The following is an 18,627-nucleotide window of genomic DNA, read 5'->3' on the forward strand; positions in this document are numbered from 1 at the left end:
GACGCCTTCCAGGTCACCGGTGCCGTCGCCGTCGCTGTCGGCGAAGCTGCGCGGGTAGACCTGGTAGATGACCGCGTCGCGCCACCAGTCGGTGGTCTCGCGGGTCGTCGTGGCGGACGCCGGGGACGCGTCGGTGGAGTGTGAGGTCATGGTGTCCTTGCTGCGGGAAGAAGCCGGTACGGGTCGGTGCGCGTCGGGGGTCGGAGCCCGTGGTCCCGCCCGGGGCGGGACCGGCCGGGCGCCTGTGGACAAGGTAGAAGACGGCGGAGACCGGGACGGCGAGCAACACCGCCGTGGCGGCCATGAGGCGGCCGAGAGGCGCGCGGCGCGGCCACGGGTGACCGGCTGGGCCATTGGTACAGTCGGCCCGGATCGCCGGTGGAACGAAGGAGCCCGTACGCCCATGGCAGTGGACCAGCTGGACACCCGCATCCTGCGCCTGCTCCTGGAACAGCCCCGGACCAGCGTCCGCGAGTACGCGCGCATCCTGGGGGTCGCCCGCGGCACGTTGCAGGCCCGCCTCGACCGGCTCGAGCGGGACGGCGTGATCACGGGCGTGGCGCCCTCCCTCTCCCCCGCCGCGCTCGGCCACCCGGTCCTCGCCTTCGTGCACATCGAGGTGACCCAGGGCCACCTGGGCGAGGTCGGGGACGCCCTCGCCCAGGTGCCGGAGATCATCGAGGCGCACTCCACCACTGGTGGCGGCGATCTGCTCGCCCGGGTGGCCGCGCGCGACGCCGGTCACCTGGAGGACGTGATCCAGCAGCTCAACCGGTTGCCCGGGGTGGTGCGCACCCGTACCGAGGTGGCGCTGCGCGAGCGGGTCCCGCACCGGCTGCTGCCGCTGGTCGAGGCGGTCGGCCGCGCGGCGGGCCCGGGGCGCGGCTGACCGGCCGGGAAGCGGGGCCTGGGCCGCCGTTTTGGCATGCTGGAAGACATGAACGCCTCGCACAACGCCCCCGCGTACCACTTCGGCGACACGGCGGTCGTCTTCGATCTCGACGGCACCCTCGTCGACAGCGAGCCCAACTACTTCAAGGCCTCGCTCGGCACCCTCGCCCGCTACGGCGTCACGGACTTCACCTGGGCCGACCACGAGACGTACGTCGGCATCTCGACGCTGGAGACCGTCGGGACGTGGCGGCGCAGGTACGGCATCACGGACCCGGCCGACGTGCTCCTCGACGATCTGAACACCCGGTATATGGAGCTGGCCCGCGCCGAGACGCACGTCTTCGCGCAGATGCGGCTGTTCGTGGAGCGGCTGCACGCGGCGGGCACGCCGATGATCGTGGCGTCGGGGTCGTCGCCGGAGGCCATCGAGGCGATCCTGGGCGGCACCGGTCTCGGAGCGCTCCTGACCCGGTACGTCTCGGCGGACGAGGTCGCGCACGGCAAGCCGGCCCCGGACGTCTTCCTGGCGGCGGCGCGCCGGCTGGGCGTCCCGCCGGCGCGCTGCGTGGTCGTGGAGGACGCGGCGCCGGGCGCGGCAGCGGCGCACGCGGCGGGCATGCGGTGCGTCGCGGTGCCGTACGTCGCCGCGCAGGCACAGGATCCGGCGTTCACCACGGCGGACCTGCTGTTCAAGGGCGGGCAGGAGGAGTTCACGGCGCGGGCCGCGTGCGAGTGGCTGGAGCGGTCGGCGGGGGTGTAGCGCCGCGGGGCGGCAGCGGCCGTCGGTACGGGAGGGCGGCGGTTCGGGCTTTGCCGGGGCCGACTTCCGGGTAACCGAACGATCATGCGAATCAGTGTGGTGGATGTCGGTTCCAATACGGTGCGTCTTGCCATCGTGGACGCGCGGGACGGTGCGCCTCTGCCGGTGCACACGGCCAAGCGCAGACTGCGCCTCGCCGAAGAGGTGGACGGCGAGCGAAGACTCGGGCCGCGAGCGGTGGAGCGGATCGTCGAGGCGGTCGGCGCCGCGTACGCGGAAGCCGAACGGTGGGGCAGTGACGAGCCGTTCGCGTTCGCCACGGCCATCGTGCGCGACGCGCCCAACCGGGACGAGGTGCTGCGCGCCGTGGAGGAGGGCACCGGAGCGCGGCTGCGGGTACTGCCCGGTGAGGTGGAGGCGGAGCTGACCTTCCTGGCCGCGCGGCGCTGGACGGGCTGGCGGGCCGGTCCGCTCGGCGTCCTCGACATCGGCGGCGGCACGCTCGAAGTCGCGCTCGGCCGGGGCCGGTTGCCGGACTTCGCGGTCTCGCTGCCACTGGGCGCCCGGCGCCTGACCCGCGAGCACCTGCCCGGCGCGGACGCGCCCGCCCGGGCCGACCTCAAGGAGCTGCGCCGCCATGTGCGCCACCAGCTGCGGGACGTCGCGGCGCGGGTCCGCTGGGAGGGCCCGGTGACGATGACCGCCACGTCCCGGACGTTCACGCAGCTGGCCCGGTTGTGCGGGGCCCCGGCCGGCCGGCACGGCCCGTTCGTCGACCGGACGCTCAGCCGCGGGGACCTGCGCCGCGCGGTCGACGAGCTGGCCGCGCTGCCCGCCCTGCGCCGCGCCGAGCTGCCGGGCATCTCCGCGCCGCGCGCCACCCAGTCCCTGGCCGGCGCCCTCGTCGGGCACACGGCGATGAAGCTGATGGACATCCGGGAGCTGACCGTCTGCCCCTGGGCGATCCGCGAGGGCATCCTGCTGCGCCGCATCGAGGGCGACACGCAGTGGTGGTCCGCGGCGCACGATCCGCGGACGCGACGCGCCGCGGCCACGGCTGCCCTGCGGCTCGCGCAGCGCTACGGCGAGGAGGTCGGCGGCTCGGCGCAGCGGGCACGGCAGCCGGTCGCCGGGCCCGCCTGACGTGACGTTCGCCATGAAGGGGGCGGGGCGGTTGTGGGGGCGGCGGGGAGCTGATCAGCTGGGGCTCCGCACCACTTCCGGCTGGAGGACCCGTTGTTCACTTCCGTGGACGATGTCACCGCGCGCCTGGCCGAGACCGGCTATCTGGCCTCGCCCGCGGTCGCGACCACCGTGTTCCTGGCGGACCGGCTCGGCAAGCCCCTGCTCGTGGAGGGCCCGGCGGGTGTCGGCAAGACGGAGCTGGCGAAGGCGGTCGCCGCGATCGGCTCCGCGCGGCTGATCCGCCTCCAGTGCTACGAGGGCGTCGACGAGTCGCGGGCGCTGTACGAGTGGAACCACGCCAAGCAGCTGCTGCGCATCACGGCCGGCCGCGACGAGACGTGGGACCAGACCCGCACGGACATCTTCAGCGAGGAGTTCCTGCTGGCCCGCCCGCTCCTCGCCGCGATCCGCGGCGACGACGCGAAGGTCCTGCTCATCGACGAGATGGACAAGGCGGACGTGGAGGTGGAGGGGCTGCTGCTCGAAGTGCTCTCCGACTTCCAGGTGAGCGTGCCGGAGCTGGGGACGGTCACCGCGACGCGCCGCCCCTTCACCGTCCTCACCTCGAACGCCAGCCGGGAGCTGTCGGAGGCGCTGCGCCGCCGCTGCCTCTTCCTGCACATCGGCTTCCCCGAGGAGGAGCTGGAGCGCCGGATCGTGGCGCTGAAGGTGCCGGAGCTGGACGCGGTCCTCGCCGACTCCCTGGTCCGGGTGGTGGGCGCGCTGCGCGCGATGGACCTGCGCAAGGTGCCCTCGGTGGCGGAGACGGTCGACTGGGCGCGCACGCTGCTCGCCCTCGGCGCGGACCGGCTGGACGAGCACGTCGTCCGGCAGTCCCTCGGGGTCGTCCTCAAGCACCAGGAGGACGTGGAGCGCGCCGCCGCCAAGCTCGACCTGGACGCGGTGTGAGCACCCCGTCGGTCGCGGACCGGGTGACCTCCCTGGTCCGCAGCCTGCGTACGCACGGCGTCCGGATCGGCACCGGCGAGAGCGTGGACGCCGCGCGGGCCGTGGCCGCGCTCGGCCTCGACCGGCGCGAGCACCTGCGCGAGGGCCTCGCCGCGGCGCTCCTGCACGACCAGGGCCAGCGCGCCGTCTTCGACCCGGTCTTCGACCTGTACTTCCCGCGCGATGTCGGCGCGCCCGTCGGGCCGGACGGCACGTTCGACCGGGACGAGCTGCGCGAGCGGCTCGCCGAGGCGCTGGCCGCGGGCGACCGGGCGGCGACGGCGCGGCTTGCCGCGGAGGCCGTCGAGGGTCTCGGCCGCTATGACGCGGACGGCTTCTCGTCGATGCAGACCCTCGACCGGCTGCGCCCGCAGACCCTGCTCGCCGGGATCATGGCGAGCGTGCGGGGCGCGGGCGGGAGCGGCTCCGGCGCGTTCACCGACCGCATCGAGGCCGACGAGATCCGGCGCCGGATCGAGGAGTTCCGCGAGCAGGTCCGCTCCGAGGCGCGCCGCCGGGTCGCCGAGCGGCGCGGCACGCGGGAGATGGCCCGGCTCGTCCCGGTCCGCAGCCCCGACCGCACCGTTTTCCTGTACGCGAGCAAGGACCAGCTCGCCGAGGTGCGCAGGACGGTCCACCCGCTGGCCCGCAAGCTGGCGACCCGGCTCGCGGCCCGCCGGCGCCGGGCCGCGCGCGGCCACATCGACCTGCGGCGTACGCTGCGCGGCTCGCTCTCCACGGGCGGGGTCCCGATGCGGCCGGTGCTGCGCAGGCGCCGGCCGGCCCGGCCCGAACTCGTCCTGCTCTGCGATGTGTCGGGCTCGGTGGCGGGGTTCGCGAACTTCACGATGCTGCTGGTGCAGGCGCTGCACGACGAGTTCAGCAAGGTCCGGGTCTTCGCCTTCGTCAACCGGACCGACGAGGTCACCGGCCTCATCGCCCGCGGCACCGCCGACCCGGAGGGGCTCGGTGAGCGCATCACGGCGGAGGCGGCCGTCACGGGCTGGCACGGCAGCAGCGACTACGGCACCGCTCTGGGCGAGTTCGCCGAGCGCTACGGGTCCGCGGTCGGCCCGCGCACCTCGGTCTTCGTCCTGGGCGATGCCCGCACCAACCAGATGGACCCGAACGTCGCGGCGCTGCGCCGCGTCGCGCGGGCGGCCCGCCGCGTCCACTGGCTCAACCCCGAGCCCCGCTCCCTGTGGGACACGGGCGACTCGGCGGCCGGCGCGTACGGTGAGGTCGTGGCGATGCACGAGTGCCGCACCGTACGCCAACTGAGCGCGCTGATCGGGCGGTTGCTGCCCGTGTGACCGGTCAGGCCGGGGCGCCGAGCCAGGTGAGGGCCGCGACGACGAGGGCTTCGACGCCGGTGCTGAGTGTCGGCTCGACGAGGGGTGCGAAGTGCGGTGAGTGGTTGCTCGGCAGCGCGTCGAGGCGGCCTTCCTGCAGTGCGCCGATCACTGTCTGCGCGTCGAGTCCGCCCCAGAACCAGAAGACCGTGGGCACCCCGAGGGCCTCGCCGAAGACGCCGACGTCCTCGCTCGCGTTGACCTGCGGCATCGGCATCAGCCGGTCCCGTCCGAAGTGCGCGGCGAACGCCTCCACCGTCGTCGCGGTGGCGTCGGGGTCGCTCACCAGGGCCGGGGCGCTGGGCAGCCACTGGAAGGTGGGCTCGCCGACCGCCGCGCTCGCCTGCGACTCCGCGCGCACCACGCGCTCCACGGCGGCGCGCACCTGCGTCCGGACCTCCGGCGTGTAGGTGCGGATGTTGATGCCGAGTTCGGCCGTGGCCGGGATGATGTTCTCCTTCGTGCCGGCCTGCAGGCGGCCGACGGTGACCACGGCCGTCTCGGCGGCGGGCACCTCCCGGGCGACGATGCCCTGGAGCCGGGTCACGACGTGCGCGGCCATCAGCACGGGGTCCACGGACGCCTCCGGGCGCGAGCCGTGGGCGCCGCGGCCGTGCAGCGTCACGTCGAGGGAGTCCGACGCCGCCATGACCGGGCCCGATCCGTACCCGACGAACCCGGCCGGCAGCGGGCCGACGTGCTGGCCCAGCACGATCGCGGGTTTCGGGAAGCGCTCGAAGAGGCCGTCCTCGACCATGTCCCGGGCGCCGCGCACCAGCTCCTCGGCGGGCTGGAACACGACCAGGAGCGTCCCCGACCACTGCTCGCGGGCCCCGGCCAGCAGGGTGGCGGCGCCGATCAGGCAGGTGGCGTGCATGTCGTGCCCGCAGGCGTGCATGACGGGCACGTCGCGGCCCTGGGCGTCGACGCCGCGGACCCCGCTCGCGTACGGCAGGCCGGTCCGCTCCTCGACGGGCAGCGCGTCGATGTCGGCGCGGACCATGACGACGGGGCCGTCACCGTTGCGCACCACTCCGACCACGCCGGTGCCGCCGACCCCCTCGACGACCTCGTCGCACCCGGCGTCCCGCAGCCGCCCGGCGAGCAGGCCCGCGGTCCGCGTCTCCTGGAGCGACAGCTCCGGGTGCTGGTGCAGGTCCCGGTAGAACGCGGCCAGGTCGTCCTTGATCGTGGCCAGCCCCGCGGTCACCGTGTGGGTCATGTGTGCCGCCTCCTCGCGCGCCGATGGGGGCACGCTACTCCTGTGATGATCATGACGCCAACGGGTGGCGAGGGCCGCGGAAGCGGCCTCCGCGCCCGGCGGGCAGGGCCTGGCGCGCACCCCTAGGGTGGTGCGGAGCGGCTCGACGGAGTGCGCCTTGCCGCGGAGAGGGAGCCTTCCGTGACCGGTCCCGCTCCCGCCGTGCGGTGGCTGCCGCCACCGGGGCTGGTGGCGCGGGCCGCCGCGCTCGTCCTGGCCGCGGTGGTGCCGGTGGCGGTCGCGTGGTGGTTGCTGGAGGGCGGCATCGCGCAGTCCGTGTACCTCGGGATGACCTTCATGACGGTCGCGGCCGGCCGGCTCAGGCCGGTCGAGCAGTGCGCCGCCGGTCTCTGCGCGGGCCTCGCCGCGGCCGTGGGCACGCTGGTCGCCGGCCACACCCCGGCCCTGCTCGTCGCCGTGGCCGCCGCCTGCGCGGCCCAGGCGGCCTTCAACCGGCGCAGCGCGGGCACCGCGGCCCTGCTGCCCTCGAACCTCGTGCTGTACGCGGCCCTGGCCCCGGGCCGTCCCCTCGGTGTCGCGGCGGCCACCTGGCTCGGAGCGGGCATCGTGATCGTGCTGGCGGCCGTCCTGCGGCTGCGGCTGCCCGCCTCGCCGGCGCCCGCCCGGGACGTCGTGGCGCACGCGGCCGAACTCGCCTTCGGCTGCGTGGCGTTGATCCTGGTGAGCGAAGCCCTGGACCTGCCCCGGGGGAACTGGGCCGTGCTCACTCTGTGCCTGGTCTTCGTGCCTACTGTGCACGAGACGCGGAGGCGCGTGCTGCACCGCGCCCTGGGGACGGCGCTCGGCGCGGTCGCGGCGGTCGCGGTGGCGGTCGTCGCCCCGTCCGCGCTCTGCTTCGCGCTGGCGGCCCTGTGCGCGGTGCTGACCGTCGCCTACGCGCTGCTCCCCGACGACCTGCTGTACGCGGCGTTCCTCACCCCGACCGTGCTGCTGCTGTTCTCCTCGGGCCGCGCGCACGCGACGGTCGAGGTGGCCGTCCAGCGGGTGGAGATGACCGTGGCCGGCGGCGGTCTGGCCCTCGTCCTGACCTGGGTGACGGCCTGGTGGCTGCGGCGCCGGCCGGGGCCGGCGCCGCCCTGACCGCGGGTGCGGCTACCGCCGCTGCAGAACCTTCACGTTGTCGCCGAAGGTCCAGCCCTTCGACCCGTCCCAGTTCATCGACCAGGTCATCAGCCCCTTGAGGCCGCCGCTATAGGTGTTCCAGGCCTGGGCGACCTGGCCGGTCGTCAGGTGGCCGCCGCCCGCGCCGGGCTGGGCGGGCAGGCCGGGGACCTGCTTGTCGTAGGGGACCTTGATGGTGGTGCCCTGGACGACGAGCCCCTTGTTCAGGCAGTCGGTCTGGGCGGTGAAGCCCTGGACGGTGCCGGCCGCGTAGGAGTCGCCTGAGCAGCCGTACATGCTCCCGTTGTAGTACTGCATGTTGAGCCACCACAGGCGGCCGTTGTCCGCGTACTTCTTGATGACGGGCAGGTAGGCGCCCCAGATCGATCCGTACGTGATGCTGCCGCCGGTGACGTACGCCGTCTCGGGCGCCATCGTCAGGCCGAAACCGGCGGGCATCTTGGCGAGGATGCCGTCGATGATCCGGACCAGGTTCGCCTGCGACGCGGAGAGCTGACCGATATTGCCGCTGCCGGTGAGGCCCGTCTCGATGTCGATGTCGATGCCGTCGAAGTTGTACTTCTTCAGGATCGGGACGATCGTCGCGACGAACCGGTCGGCGACCGCGGTGGAGTTCAGGTCGATCCCGGCCGCCGCGCCACCGATGGAGAGCAGGATCGTCTGGCCGGCGCTCTTGGCCTGGCACATCTCGGCCGGGGTCGCGACCTTGACGTTCGTGTCCATCCCGTCCTCCCACAGCGCGGTGCCGTCGGAGCGGATCACGGGGAAGGCCGCGTTGATCACGTTGTAGCCGTGCCGGGCGAGCGCGGGGTCGGTGATCGGCGTCCAGCCGAAGGGCGGGTGGACGCCGTTGGCGGCGCCGTCCCAGTTCTCCCAGTACCCCTGGAGGACCTTTCCGGCGGGCCGCGCCTTGGTGGCGCAGGTGTCGGCGGCGGGTGCGGCGGGGGCCGCCACGAGCACGGTGGACAGGGCGGCGGCGGCCGCGAGGGCGACGCCGAGAAGACGGGAGGTACGACTGCGACCGGACATGGGGCCTCCGCGGGATCGCCGGTGGGGTGAGGCGCGCGCATTGACGTGAGCACGACGCACGGTAGAGAGGTCCAGACCTGTCGTCAATAAGTCTGGACCAATCACCGCTCCAGCCGCACCGTTCTCCACGAAGGTCCGGCGGCCCCGGTCAGGTGGCGTGGATCGGCCCCCGGGCCTCGGTGAGCGGGGCGCCGCTGCCGCCGCGCCGCACCGCGACGATCTCGGCGCCGATCGACACCGCGGTCTCCTCCGGGGTACGGCCGCCCAGGTCGAGGCCGATCGGGGAGCGCAGCCGCGCCAGTTCGGGCCCGGTGAGTCCCGCTTCCCGCAGCCGGGCGAGCCGGTCCTCGTGTGTGCGGCGCGACCCCATCGCGCCGACGTACGCGGCCGGCCGCCGCAGCGCCACCTCCAGCAGCGGCACGTCGAACTTGGCATCGTGCGTCAGGACGCACAGCACCGTCCGCTCGTCCGTGTCCGTGGCCCGCAGATAGCGGTCGGGCCACTCCACGACCACCTCGTCCGCCTCCGGGAACCGGGCCCGCGTCGCGAAGACGCCGCGCGCGTCGCAGAGCGTCACGTGGAAGCCGAGCAGCTTGCCGACCCGGACCAGCGTGCCCGCGAAGTCGACCGCACCGAAGACGATCATGCGGGCGGGCGGCACGCTCGACTCGACGAACAGGGCGACGTCGCCGCCGCACCGCGCCGAACTCTCCGGCACCGCGCAGACGCCGGTCCGGCCGAGGTCGAGCAGGGCCCGGGTCTGCGCGGCGAGCCCGGGGTCGTCGGCCGAGCCGAGAGCGCTGTCGTACGAGCCGTCGGAGCGGACCAGCAACAGACCGCCGGCGTCGGCGAGGGCGCCGGGCCCGTCGAGGACCCGCGCCAGCGCCACCGCCTCACCGCGGGCCGCCGCGCCGAGCGCCGCCTCGACGACCGGCCGGGACGGCGCGTCCCGGCGGACCGGGACGACATGCACCTCCACGGCACCGCCGCAGGTCAGCCCCACCGCGAACGCGTCGTCGTCGCTGTAGCCGAACTCCTCGCGCCGCACCGTCCCGTCCCGCAGGGCGTCCACGCACAGCTCGTAGACCGCGCCCTCGACGCAGCCGCCGGAGACGGAGCCGATGACCTCGCCCTCGCCGTCGACGGCGAGGGCCGCGCCGGGCGGGCGGGGCGCGCTGCCGCTCACCGCGACCACGGTGGCGACGGCGAACTCCCGGCCCTGCGCGGCCCACGCGCTCAGCTCGGCGGCGAGGTCAAGCATGCGTCCCGTCCCGCCGCGCCTCACCGAGCAGCACCCGGTCGGGGCGGATCGGCAGGTCGCGGTGGCGGACGCCGGTCGCGTGCCACACCGCGTTGGCGATGGCGGCGGCCGTGCCGACGATGCCGATCTCGCCGATGCCCTTGATCCCGACGGGGTCGTCGGGATCCGGGTCCTCGATCCACTCGGCCTGGATCTCGGGGATGTCGGCGTTCGCGGCGACGTGGTACCCGGCGAAGTCGGCGCCGACGTGGCCGCCGGTCGCCTCGTCCCGGACCGCCTCCTCGTGCAGCGCCATGGAGATGCCCCACGTCATGCCGCCGGTGAACTGGCTGCGGGCGGTGAGCGGGTTGATGATCCGGCCGGCCGCGAAGACACCCAGCATCCGCCGCACCCGCACCTCGCCGGTGGCCACGTCCACCGCGACCTCGGCGAACTGCGCGCCGAAGGAGTACCGCTCCTTCTGCGCGAGCTGGGCGATCAGCTCCGCGGTGTCCGTCCGGACGGTGATGCCGTCCGCCGGGATCTCGCCGGGGGCGAGCGGGAGGCGCTCGCGCAGCTCGCGGGAGGCGGCCATGACGGCCCAGCCCCACGAGCGCGTCCCCATCGAGCCGCCCGCGACCCAGGCGGGCCCGAAGTCGCTGTCGGCGATCCGCACGGTGACCCGCTCGGGCGCCACGTCCAGGGCGTCGGCGGCGATGAGCGTGAGGGCCGTACGGGCGCCGGTGCCGACGTCGGAGGCGGTGATGCGGACGGTGAAGGTGCCGTCGGCCTCGGCGGTCACGGACGCGGTGGACGGGGCCGCCCCCGAGGGGAAGGTGGACGCGGCGGTGCCCGTGCCGATCAGCCAGCGGCCCTCGCGGCGCACGCGCGGGCGCGGGTCGCGCTCCGCCCAGCCGAACCGGCGCGCGCCCTCCTCGAAGCAGCCGAGGAGATTGCGGCCGGCGAACGGCAGCCCGGAGACCGGGCCCACCGTGGGTTCGTTGCGGGCGCGCAGCGCGATCGGGTCCATGCCGAGCCGCTCGGCGAGTTCGTCAAGGGCCGACTCCACACCGAACGAGCCCGGCGCCTCCCCCGGCGCCCGCATCCAGGTGGGCGTCGCGACGTCCACCGGCACGACGCGGTTGACGGTGTGGTGCGCGACGGCGTCGTACATGCTGCGCCCGAACCCGGCCCCGCCCTCGACGAACTCGCGCAGGTTCGAGGTGAGGTTCTGGTGTTCGTGAGCGAAGGCGCGCAGCCGGCCGTCCGGGTCCGCGCCGAGCCGTACGCGCTGCGCGGTGGGGCTGCGGTACCCGGTCGTCGCGAAGACCTGACGCCGCGTCAACACCACGCGTACCGGCCGGTGCAGCTCGGTGGCGGCCATCACGGCGGCCACGTGGTGCGCCCGCAGCCCCTTGGAGCCGAAGGCGCCGCCGACGTGCTCGGAGCGGACGCGGACCGCCGACAGGTCGAGCGAGAACAGGTTGGCGAGGTCGTCCGCGATCCACTTGCTGCCCTGGTTGGAGTCGAACAGCTCGAGGCGCCCGCCCTCCCAGCGCACCGTCACCGCGTGCGGCTCCATGGCGCCGTGGTGCTGCTCGGGCGTGGTGTAGGACGCGTCCAGGGTGACCGCGGACGCGGCGAGCTCGGCCTCCAGGTCACCCTTGGTCACCTCGGTGTCCTCGGGCGTGTAGAAGCCCGGCCGGCCCGCGGAGAAGGAGACGTCGTGCGGCTCCTCGTCGTACTCGACGACGAGCGCCTCCGCGGCCTCCCGGGCCTGCTCGGACGTCTCCGCGACGACCAGGGCGACGGGCCAGCCCGCGTGCGGCACCCGGTCGTGCTGGAAGACCTGCACGATCGGGTCCGGGCGGCCGAGCGCGCCGACGACGTCGTCGTTGACTCGCGGCGCGTTCTTGTGGTGCAGGACGGTCAGGACGCCGGGCAGGGCGCGGACCGCCTCCTCGTCGATCGAGCGGATCCGGCCGCGCGCCACGGGCGACAGGACCAGCCAGCCGTGAGCGAGTTCGGCGAAGGGGACCTCGGCCGCGTACTTGGCGGCGCCGGTGACCTTCTCGACCCCCTCGATACGGGTGTGCGCGACACCGATCGCGTCCGGCTTCGCCGTGGTGGACCGGGTGCCGGTGGTCTGCATCGTCATCGGGTCGCCTCCTGCGTGAGTTCGGTGAGCTGCGCCACGACCAGGTTGCGCAGCAGCGCCACCTTGTACGCGTTGCGCGGCAGCGGCTCGGCGGCCGCGAGCTCGGCGTCGGCCGCGGCGGCGAACGCCGTCTCGTCGGCGGGCGAGCCGAGCAGCGCCCGCTCGGCGGCGCGGGCCCGCCACGGCCGGGAGGCGACCGCGCCGAAGGCCAGCCGCACGTCCTGGACGACGCCGTCGCGGACGTCGAGGGCGGCGGCGACGGAGCCGATCGCGAAGGCGTACGAGGCGCGCTCGCGGACCTTGCGGTAGCGCGAGCGGGCCGCGACCGGCGCGGGCGGCAGCGTGACGCCCGTGATGAGCGCGCCGGCCGGCAGCGCGGTCTCCAGGTGCGGAGTCGTACCGACCGGCCGGTAGAAGTCGGTGAGCGCCAACTCCCCCGCCCCCTCGGCCGTTTCGTAGTGCACGACCGCGTCGAACGCGGCGAGCGCGACACCCATGTCGGAGGGGTGCACGGCCACGCAGGCCTCGCTGGCACCGAGGATCGCGTGGTTGTGGTGCTCGCCGGTGAGCGCGGGGCAGCCGCTGCCGGGCACCCGCTTGTTGCACGCCTTGGTGACGTCGGTGAAGTAGCCGCAGCGGGTGCGCTGCAACAGGTTGCCGCCGACGGTCGCCATGTTGCGCAGCTGTCCGGACGCCCCGGCCAGCACGGCCTGGGTCAGCGCCGGGTAGCGGCTCCGTATGTCGGGGTGCGCGGCGAGGTCGCTGTTGGTGACGGTGGCGCCGATGCGCACCCCGCCGTCCGCGGTCGACTCGACGGAACCCAGGGGCAGTTCGCGGACGTCGACCAGGCGCGCGGGCCGCTCCACCCCCGCCTTCATCAGGTCGACGAGGTTGGTGCCGCCGCCGAGGAAGCGGGCCTCGGGGTCGGCGCCGAGCACCGCCACGGCGCCCGGTACGTCGAGCGCCCTTTCGTACCCGAACTCCTTCACGCGACCGGCTCCTTCGTGCTCTGCGTGGTCTCGGCGGCCTGTGCGACGGCCTTGACTATCGACACGTACGCACCGCAGCGGCACAGGTTCCCGCTCATGCGCTCCCTGATCTCCTCGGGGGTCAGGGGTGGCGGTCCGGCCTCGGGCCGGACGTCCTCGGTCGCGGCGCTCGGCCAGCCCTCCGCGTGCTCCTTGAGGACGCCGAGGGCCGAACAGATCTGGCCGGGGGTGCAGTAGCCGCACTGGAAACCGTCCAGTTCGACGAAGGCCTGCTGGACCGGGTGGAGTTCGTCGCCGTCGGCGACGCCCTCGATGGTGGTGATCTCGCGTCCCTCGGCGGCGACCGCGAGGGTCAGGCAGGACACGGCCCGGCGTCCGTCGACGAGCACGGTGCAGGCGCCGCACTGGCCCTGGTCGCAGCCCTTCTTCGTGCCGGTCAGATCGAGCCGCTCGCGCAGGGCGTCGAGCAGGGTGGTGCGGTTGTCGACGGGCAGCGTGTACTTCTCTCCGTTGACGTGCAAGGTGATCGAGCTGGACGTCGAGATGCCCGCTGGGGCCATGAGCAGCCTTCTTTCGCGTATCCGGTGCGAGGAGACATCAGCGCTGTACAAAGAGAATGGGTGAGGGTCCGGCATCGGAATCGGCCGCGGTCGCCGCTAAGGTGGGGGCGGCACGAAGCGGACACCTGTCCACTCTGTGCTCCCGACCGTAGTGGACAACTGTCCGCCCAGCAAGGATATTTCTTCGCCACGACCCGAGGAGGAGCCGTGCACCCTGCCAAGAAGTCGGCACTGCGCTCCGACGCGCAGCGCAACCGCGAGCGCATCCTCGAAGTGGCGCTGGCCGAACTGACGCGCTCGGCGGACGCGCCGCTGAGCACCATCGCGCGCAAGGCGGGCGTGGGGCAGGGCACGTTCTACCGCAACTTCCCGAGCCGGGAGGCGCTCGTCCTGGAGGTGTACCGCTACGAGGTGCAGCAGGTCGCCGAGGCGGCGGGCCAGTTGCTCTGCACCCGGCCGCCGGAGGTGGCGCTGCGCGAGTGGATGGACCGGCTCGCCCAGTACGCGATGGCCAAGGCGGGCCTGGCGGACGCCCTGCGCGAGGCGACGACGGCGCGCGGCGCCTTCAAGACCCTGGCGCACGGGCCGCTGACCGAGGCGGTCACCCTGCTGCTCGCGGCCAACACCCGGGCGGGCACGATCCGGCTGGGCGTCACCCCGGACGACTTCATGCTGGCGATCGCGGGCCTGTGGCAGGTCGACCCGCACAGCGACTGGCAGTCACGGGCGGGGCGGCTGCTCGACCTGGTGATGGACGGGCTGCGCACGGGCGCGCCGGGGCCACCCGCGGACGCCTAGACCCGCCGCCGCCCGTCACGAGCGCTTGCGCGGCTTGCCGGGTTTGCGGGGGCTGCCGCCCTGCTGCTTCCCGGACTGCCGGGCGCCGGGCTTGGGCCGGCCGGTACCGCGGGCGGGCGCCTTGCGGGCCGCCGCGGGCTTCTTCTTCTCCTGCGGCTTGTCCTGCGGCGCCTGGGCCCGGCCGCGCGAACTGTTCACCGTCCGGCCCCGCACGATGCCGATGAAGTCCTCCACCTGGTCGGTGGTGCGCTCCTGCGGCCAGGCGAGCGCCACGTCCGAACCGGGCGCATCCACGACCGGCCGGTAGGTGAGGTCGCGGCGGTGGTGGAGCCGGGCCAGCGACTGGGGCACGACGAGCAGGCCGACGCCCGCGGCGACCAGTTCGACGGCGTCGGCGGTGGTGGCGGGGCGCTCGAACGCGGGCTGCCCGGGCGGCCGCTCCCAGTCCATGACGTCGTCGAGGGGATGCTGCACGATCTCGTCGGCGAGGTCGGCCAGGGTGACCTCCTCCACCGCGGAGACCACATGGTCCTTGGGGACCAGTACGACGGTGGTCTCGGTGTAGAGGGGGATCGCGCTGAAGAACGTCCGGTCGACGGGCAGCCGCACCAGCCCGGCGTCGGCGTCACCGCGGCGCAGGACGTCCGCGGCCTCGTCGGCGGCGACCGGGACGAGGGCGAGCGGGGCGCCGGGCAGCCGCTCGTTCCAGATCCGCACCCACTTGGCGGGGGTCGCTCCGGGGACGTACGCGAGCCGGAACGAGGGGGTCGCCGCGGGGGTCTTCTCCGTGCCTGTCACGCCGCAAGGCTACCCGGCGCGGCCGCGGGTGGTCGGGCGTGTCCCCGGCGCTCGATACCCTTGACCTCATGAGTTCGCAACAGAGCGCCCAGACCATGAAGCCCGCCACGGCGGCGAAGAAGCTGGGTGTGTACCTCGACGCCACGCCCGCCGAGTTCCGTGAGGGCGTCGTCTCCCGCAGTGAGCTGAGCGCGCTGCAGGCCGAGCCGCCGCAGTGGCTGCTCGATCTGCGGGCGAACGGCCCGCACCCGCGTCCGGTCGTCGCGGAGAAGCTCGGCATCTCCATCGCGGGCCTGGCCCGCGGCGGTGTCACCGAGCCGCTCACCACCGAGCAGATCGCCGCGCTGAAGGACGAGGACCCCGGGTGGCTGCGCAAGGAGCGGGCCACGCAGGCGGAGGTCCGCAAGGAGAGCGTCCGCGTCAAGAAGCTGCACGCGGAGCAGGCGGCGAAGCGGGCGCAGCGGTCCGAGGACTGAGCCGGCCGCCGAGCCACCACCGGCCACCGGGCCGGCCGGGACGTCCGCGTCCCGGCCGGCCCGCGTCGTCCCGCGGGTCGCGGGGCAGTGCCAGCAGCCCGGCGAGGAGCAGCGCGCCGAGCACCGCGCCGGACGCGGCGGGCCAGCCGCCGGAGGTGACGAGGGGCGCGGCGAGCGCGGAGCCGACGACGCCGGCGAGGAAGTAGAGCAGCAGGTAGACGCCGCTGAGGCTGCCGCCGCGGCGGGGGTCGACGCCGAGGATGCGCGTCTGGTTGGCGGCCTGGGCGGTGAAGCAGCCCGTGTCGACCAGGGCGAGGCCCGCCGCGGTGACGGCCGGGCGGTCCAGGCCGGTGCAGAGCAGCGCGGCTCCGGCGACGGCCGTGGCCATGCTCGCGCAGATCACCCGACGCGGCCCGAACCGGTCGCCGAGCCGTCCGGCCACCGGCAGCGCGGCGAAGCCGAGGGCGCCGGCCAGGCTGTAGAGACCGATCTCGGCGGCGTCCAGCGCGTACGGGGGCTGGGCGAGGCGCACGGTGAGCGCGACCCAGACGAGGCTGAACGCGAAGTACCAGAGGCTGCCGGTGAGCACGGCCCGGCGCAGTGTCCGGTAGCGGCGCAGGAGTCCGGGGAGCGCCGTCAGCGTGGCGAGGTAGCCGCCGGTGGGCGCGGGCCGCTCGGCGGGCAGCCGCAGCCACGCCCCGGCCGCGCACACCAGGACGAGCCCGGCGAAGGCGAGCAGCATCCCGCGCCAGCCGAGCGCGTCGGCGAGCGCCCCGCCGACGAGGCGGCTGAGCAGGATCCCGGCGGACATCCCGGCGGCCACCAGCGCGACGGCCGCGCCGCGCCGCTGCGGGGGCACGCCGCGTCCGGCGATGGTCGAGGCCGCCGCGCTGACGCTCGCGCCCGCGCCGATGACGACGTACGCGACGAGCAGCAGGACCGGTCCGCGGGCGGACGCGGCGAGGCCCAGCCCGGCGGTGAGCAGGAGGAGCTGGCCGGCGACGAGGCGGCGCGGCGCGGCCCGGTCGGCGAGCGGCAGCAGGAAGGCGAAGCCGGCGATGCAGCCGGTGAGCGCGGCCGTGGTGACCAGGCCGATCGCGGCCGCGGAGGTGCCGGTGGAGCGGGCCACGTCGCCGAGGGCGGGCTGGACGGCGTAGTTGTTGGCGAGGGCGGTCCCGGCGGTGCACGCGAGGATCCCGACCGCGCCGCGGCGCAGGTTCATGACTTGCCTCCCCCGACGGCGGTACGGGTGGTCACGGCGCCTCCCCGCGGACCAGGACGACGGCGTAGCGGCACTCCTGGTCCGTGGCGTTGACGAAGGCGCACGGCGCGGGCCGGCCCAGTTCGACGGTGTCCCCGGCGGCCAGTTCGTGCACCGTCCCGCCCTCGTGGAACGTGAGCCGGCCGTCGAGGACCCAGATGATCTGCCGGTGGAACGCGAACGCGGCGGCGGGATAGGGGACATGGGCCCCCGCGGGCAGCCGGATCTCCGCCATCTCGGCCGGGAAGCCGGGTCCGGAGAGCTGCCGCCGGACGTAGCCGGTCTGCGGATCGTGCCACCGCGGGGCGGCGTCCCGGCGCCGGACGCGGTCCGTGCCGTCCTCGGGGTCGAGCAGGGTGGCGACGCTCAGCCGGAACGCCGCGGACAGTTTGCCCAGGACGACCGCGGTCGGATTGCTCTCGCCCCGCTCGATCCGGTGGATCATCGCCCGTGACACCCCGGACGCCTCGGCCAGCTCCGAGAGCGTCCAGCGGCGCCGGTCCCGCTCGGCCCGGATGCGCGCGCCGATCCGCGCGACGAGGGGGTCTACGATGTTGGACATGAATCCACCATACGAGACAGGGGCCCGGGCGGTGACCGTCCGCCCGGCGCGTACCGAGGACCTCGACGCGGTGCTCGGGATCCGCAACCACGCCATCGAGCACGGGACGGCGCTGTGGACGGACACGCCCCAGTCCCGTGCGCAGGGCGCGGCCTGGCTCGGGGCCCACCTGGAGCGTGGTTCCGCCTACGTCGCGGAGCGCGGCGGCACCGTCGTCGGATTCGGTGTCTACGGGCCCTGGAAGGAGTACTCCGGCTTCCGGCACACGGTCGAGAACTCCGTGTACGTGGCCGACGGCCACCATGGCGGCGGCATCGGCTCCACGCTGCTCGGCACGCTCGTCACCAGTGCCCGGGGGGCGGGTCTGCACGTCATGATCGCCGGGATCGAGGCTCAGAACGCGGCGTCGGTGCGGTTGCACGAGCGGCACGGGTTCGAGCACGCGGGCACGGTGCGCGAGGTCGGCCGGAAGTTCGGCCGCTGGCTCGATCTGACGCTGATGCGGCTGCAGTTGAGCTGAGGGACGCCGGGAGGCCCTGGTGGCGGCGGGCCAGGGCCGAGTCCAGGGCGTGGCGCACGGGTTCGGACGGCTGCCCGCCGTTCGCCCACGGGACCACCTGCCCGGCGACCTCGCGGAGCTTGGTGTTGGTGTGCTGGGAGACGTCCTTGAGCACGTCCCAGCCCTGGTCGGGCGCGAGGCGGCCGAGCACGATGACGACCCCGATCGCCCGGTCGACGACCATGTGCGACTCGATGGCCTGGTGCAACTGGCGTGCCTCGGCCCGCATCAGGGTGAGGGAGTCGATCCGCTCGTCCTCGTTCATCGCCGTCCCTCGTCACGCCGCTCGGCAGGATCTGCCTCTGCGTCGTCCACGACGACTCCATCCAGGAACACGGCTACGCCGGGGTCGAGGACGCCTTCGGGCCCGGTGACGTGGTCTCGTTAACCCCGCCCGAACTGCCCTACCGCGGCCGGATCCACGGCGCCCGCTACAACATCACGATGCTGGACCCGGCGCTGCTGAGCCAGGTCGCCGCCATCGGCCCGCAGGCCCCGGCGGGGCCGGTCCGGCTCACCGGGCACCGGCCGGTCTCCGCGGGCGCGGCCCAGCACCTGCGGCACACGATCGTCCACGTACGCGACCACGTCCTCGGCGTCCCGGAGGTGGCGGCGACGCGCGCCCCGCGTCGCTGCGCCGCGTAAGGACGCCCC

At 74.5% G+C, this 18,627-nt stretch carries 19 protein-coding genes and 2 pseudogenes; 10 read left to right on the top strand and 11 right to left on the bottom strand.

What is annotated here, in order from left to right:
* Positions 1-252, bottom strand: a pseudogene (locus ABZY33_RS05380) (hypothetical protein); the annotation flags it as partial.
* Between the two features lie 151 nt (positions 253-403).
* Here ABZY33_RS05380 and ABZY33_RS05385 point away from each other — a divergent pair.
* The 5 genes from ABZY33_RS05385 (at position 404) to ABZY33_RS05405 (ending at position 5,100) form a co-directional block, all read left to right on the top strand.
* The gene (locus tag ABZY33_RS05385; protein WP_356490137.1) at positions 404-889 is read left to right on the top strand and encodes an Lrp/AsnC family transcriptional regulator; all 486 of its coding nucleotides are present in this window, start codon (positions 404-406) and stop codon (positions 887-889) included.
* Positions 890-937: 48 nt separating this feature from the next.
* Positions 938-1,654, top strand: coding sequence for an HAD family phosphatase (locus ABZY33_RS05390; RefSeq protein WP_356490138.1), 717 nt, complete (start codon positions 938-940; stop codon positions 1,652-1,654).
* 84 nt (positions 1,655-1,738) lie between these two features.
* Positions 1,739-2,797, top strand: a complete 1,059-nt coding sequence (locus ABZY33_RS05395; protein ID WP_356490139.1) for a Ppx/GppA family phosphatase — start codon at positions 1,739-1,741, stop codon at positions 2,795-2,797.
* 93 nt (positions 2,798-2,890) lie between these two features.
* Positions 2,891-3,748, top strand: coding sequence for a MoxR family ATPase (locus ABZY33_RS05400; RefSeq protein WP_356490140.1), 858 nt, complete (start codon positions 2,891-2,893; stop codon positions 3,746-3,748).
* Entirely contained in the window at positions 3,745-5,100 is a 1,356-nt protein-coding gene (locus tag ABZY33_RS05405) for a VWA domain-containing protein (protein WP_356490141.1), read from the top strand. Before ABZY33_RS05400 ends, ABZY33_RS05405 begins: the two co-directional genes overlap by 4 nt.
* A 4-nt stretch (positions 5,101-5,104) precedes the next feature.
* Here ABZY33_RS05405 and ABZY33_RS05410 read toward each other — a convergent pair whose 3' ends face one another.
* On the bottom strand, positions 5,105-6,361 hold the full coding sequence (locus ABZY33_RS05410) for an amidohydrolase (RefSeq protein WP_356490142.1): 1,257 nt from the start codon (positions 6,359-6,361) through the stop codon (positions 5,105-5,107).
* 180 nt (positions 6,362-6,541) lie between these two features.
* On the opposite strand from ABZY33_RS05410, the gene ABZY33_RS05415 reads away from it, so the two are divergent.
* The gene (locus ABZY33_RS05415) at positions 6,542-7,501 is read left to right on the top strand and encodes an FUSC family protein (RefSeq protein ID WP_356490143.1); all 960 of its coding nucleotides are present in this window, start codon (positions 6,542-6,544) and stop codon (positions 7,499-7,501) included.
* Between the two features lie 12 nt (positions 7,502-7,513).
* Here the strand turns inward: ABZY33_RS05415 and ABZY33_RS05420 are convergent, their stop codons facing one another.
* The 5 genes from ABZY33_RS05420 to ABZY33_RS05440 all read right to left on the bottom strand — a co-directional run bounded on the left by ABZY33_RS05420 (position 7,514) and on the right by ABZY33_RS05440 (position 13,519).
* Positions 7,514-8,572: a chitinase gene (locus ABZY33_RS05420; protein WP_356490144.1), complete on the bottom strand. Its 1,059-nt coding sequence runs from the start codon at positions 8,570-8,572 to the stop codon at positions 7,514-7,516.
* A gap of 148 nt (positions 8,573-8,720) precedes the next feature.
* Positions 8,721-9,833, bottom strand: a complete 1,113-nt coding sequence (locus ABZY33_RS05425; RefSeq protein ID WP_356490145.1) for an XdhC/CoxI family protein — start codon at positions 9,831-9,833, stop codon at positions 8,721-8,723.
* Positions 9,826-11,970 carry a xanthine dehydrogenase family protein molybdopterin-binding subunit gene (locus tag ABZY33_RS05430; protein ID WP_356490146.1) on the bottom strand — a complete coding sequence of 715 codons (2,145 nt, stop codon included), beginning with the start codon at positions 11,968-11,970 and terminating at the stop codon, positions 9,826-9,828. Before ABZY33_RS05430 ends, ABZY33_RS05425 begins: the two co-directional genes overlap by 8 nt.
* Positions 11,967-12,959: a xanthine dehydrogenase family protein subunit M gene (locus ABZY33_RS05435; RefSeq protein WP_356490147.1), complete on the bottom strand. Its 993-nt coding sequence runs from the start codon at positions 12,957-12,959 to the stop codon at positions 11,967-11,969. Before ABZY33_RS05435 ends, ABZY33_RS05430 begins: the two co-directional genes overlap by 4 nt.
* Positions 12,956-13,519: a 2Fe-2S iron-sulfur cluster-binding protein gene (locus tag ABZY33_RS05440; RefSeq protein ID WP_356490148.1), complete on the bottom strand. Its 564-nt coding sequence runs from the start codon at positions 13,517-13,519 to the stop codon at positions 12,956-12,958. The genes ABZY33_RS05435 and ABZY33_RS05440 overlap by 4 nt, the downstream gene beginning before the upstream one ends.
* Positions 13,520-13,726: 207 nt before the next feature.
* Here ABZY33_RS05440 and ABZY33_RS05445 point away from each other — a divergent pair, with 207 nt between their 5' ends.
* On the top strand, positions 13,727-14,317 hold the full coding sequence (locus tag ABZY33_RS05445) for a TetR/AcrR family transcriptional regulator (RefSeq protein WP_356490149.1): 591 nt from the start codon (positions 13,727-13,729) through the stop codon (positions 14,315-14,317).
* A gap of 15 nt (positions 14,318-14,332) precedes the next feature.
* Here ABZY33_RS05445 and ABZY33_RS05450 read toward each other — a convergent pair whose 3' ends face one another.
* Positions 14,333-15,115, bottom strand: a complete 783-nt coding sequence (locus tag ABZY33_RS05450) for a LysR family substrate-binding domain-containing protein (protein ID WP_356490150.1) — start codon at positions 15,113-15,115, stop codon at positions 14,333-14,335.
* Positions 15,116-15,183: 68 nt separating this feature from the next.
* Here ABZY33_RS05450 and ABZY33_RS05455 point away from each other — a divergent pair, with 68 nt between their 5' ends.
* Complete coding sequence (locus ABZY33_RS05455) at positions 15,184-15,591, top strand: DUF5997 family protein (RefSeq protein WP_356490151.1); 408 nt, start codon at positions 15,184-15,186, stop codon at positions 15,589-15,591.
* On the opposite strand, the gene ABZY33_RS05460 is transcribed toward ABZY33_RS05455, so the two are convergent.
* Positions 15,536-16,813: an MFS transporter gene (locus tag ABZY33_RS05460; RefSeq protein WP_356490152.1), complete on the bottom strand. Its 1,278-nt coding sequence runs from the start codon at positions 16,811-16,813 to the stop codon at positions 15,536-15,538. The two genes, ABZY33_RS05455 and ABZY33_RS05460, sit on opposite strands and share 56 nt — an antisense overlap.
* 31 nt (positions 16,814-16,844) lie before the next feature.
* On the bottom strand, positions 16,845-17,414 hold the full coding sequence (locus ABZY33_RS05465) for an XRE family transcriptional regulator (protein ID WP_356490153.1): 570 nt from the start codon (positions 17,412-17,414) through the stop codon (positions 16,845-16,847).
* Between ABZY33_RS05465 and ABZY33_RS05470 the strand changes: the two genes are divergently transcribed.
* On the top strand, positions 17,413-17,934 hold the full coding sequence (locus ABZY33_RS05470) for an N-acetyltransferase family protein (protein ID WP_356490154.1): 522 nt from the start codon (positions 17,413-17,415) through the stop codon (positions 17,932-17,934). The two genes, ABZY33_RS05465 and ABZY33_RS05470, sit on opposite strands and share 2 nt — an antisense overlap.
* Positions 17,935-18,037: 103 nt before the next feature.
* On the opposite strand, the pseudogene ABZY33_RS05475 reads toward ABZY33_RS05470, so the two are convergent.
* Positions 18,038-18,238, bottom strand: a pseudogene (locus ABZY33_RS05475) (ANTAR domain-containing protein); the annotation flags it as partial.
* A gap of 110 nt (positions 18,239-18,348) precedes the next feature.
* Here ABZY33_RS05475 and ABZY33_RS05480 point away from each other — a divergent pair.
* Positions 18,349-18,618, top strand: coding sequence for a hypothetical protein (locus tag ABZY33_RS05480; protein ID WP_356490155.1), 270 nt, complete (start codon positions 18,349-18,351; stop codon positions 18,616-18,618).
* Positions 18,619-18,627: the final 9 nt, after the last annotated feature.

Source organism: Streptomyces sp. NPDC006552, from assembly GCF_040611655.1.
Lineage (GTDB): Bacteria > Actinomycetota > Actinomycetes > Streptomycetales > Streptomycetaceae > Streptomyces.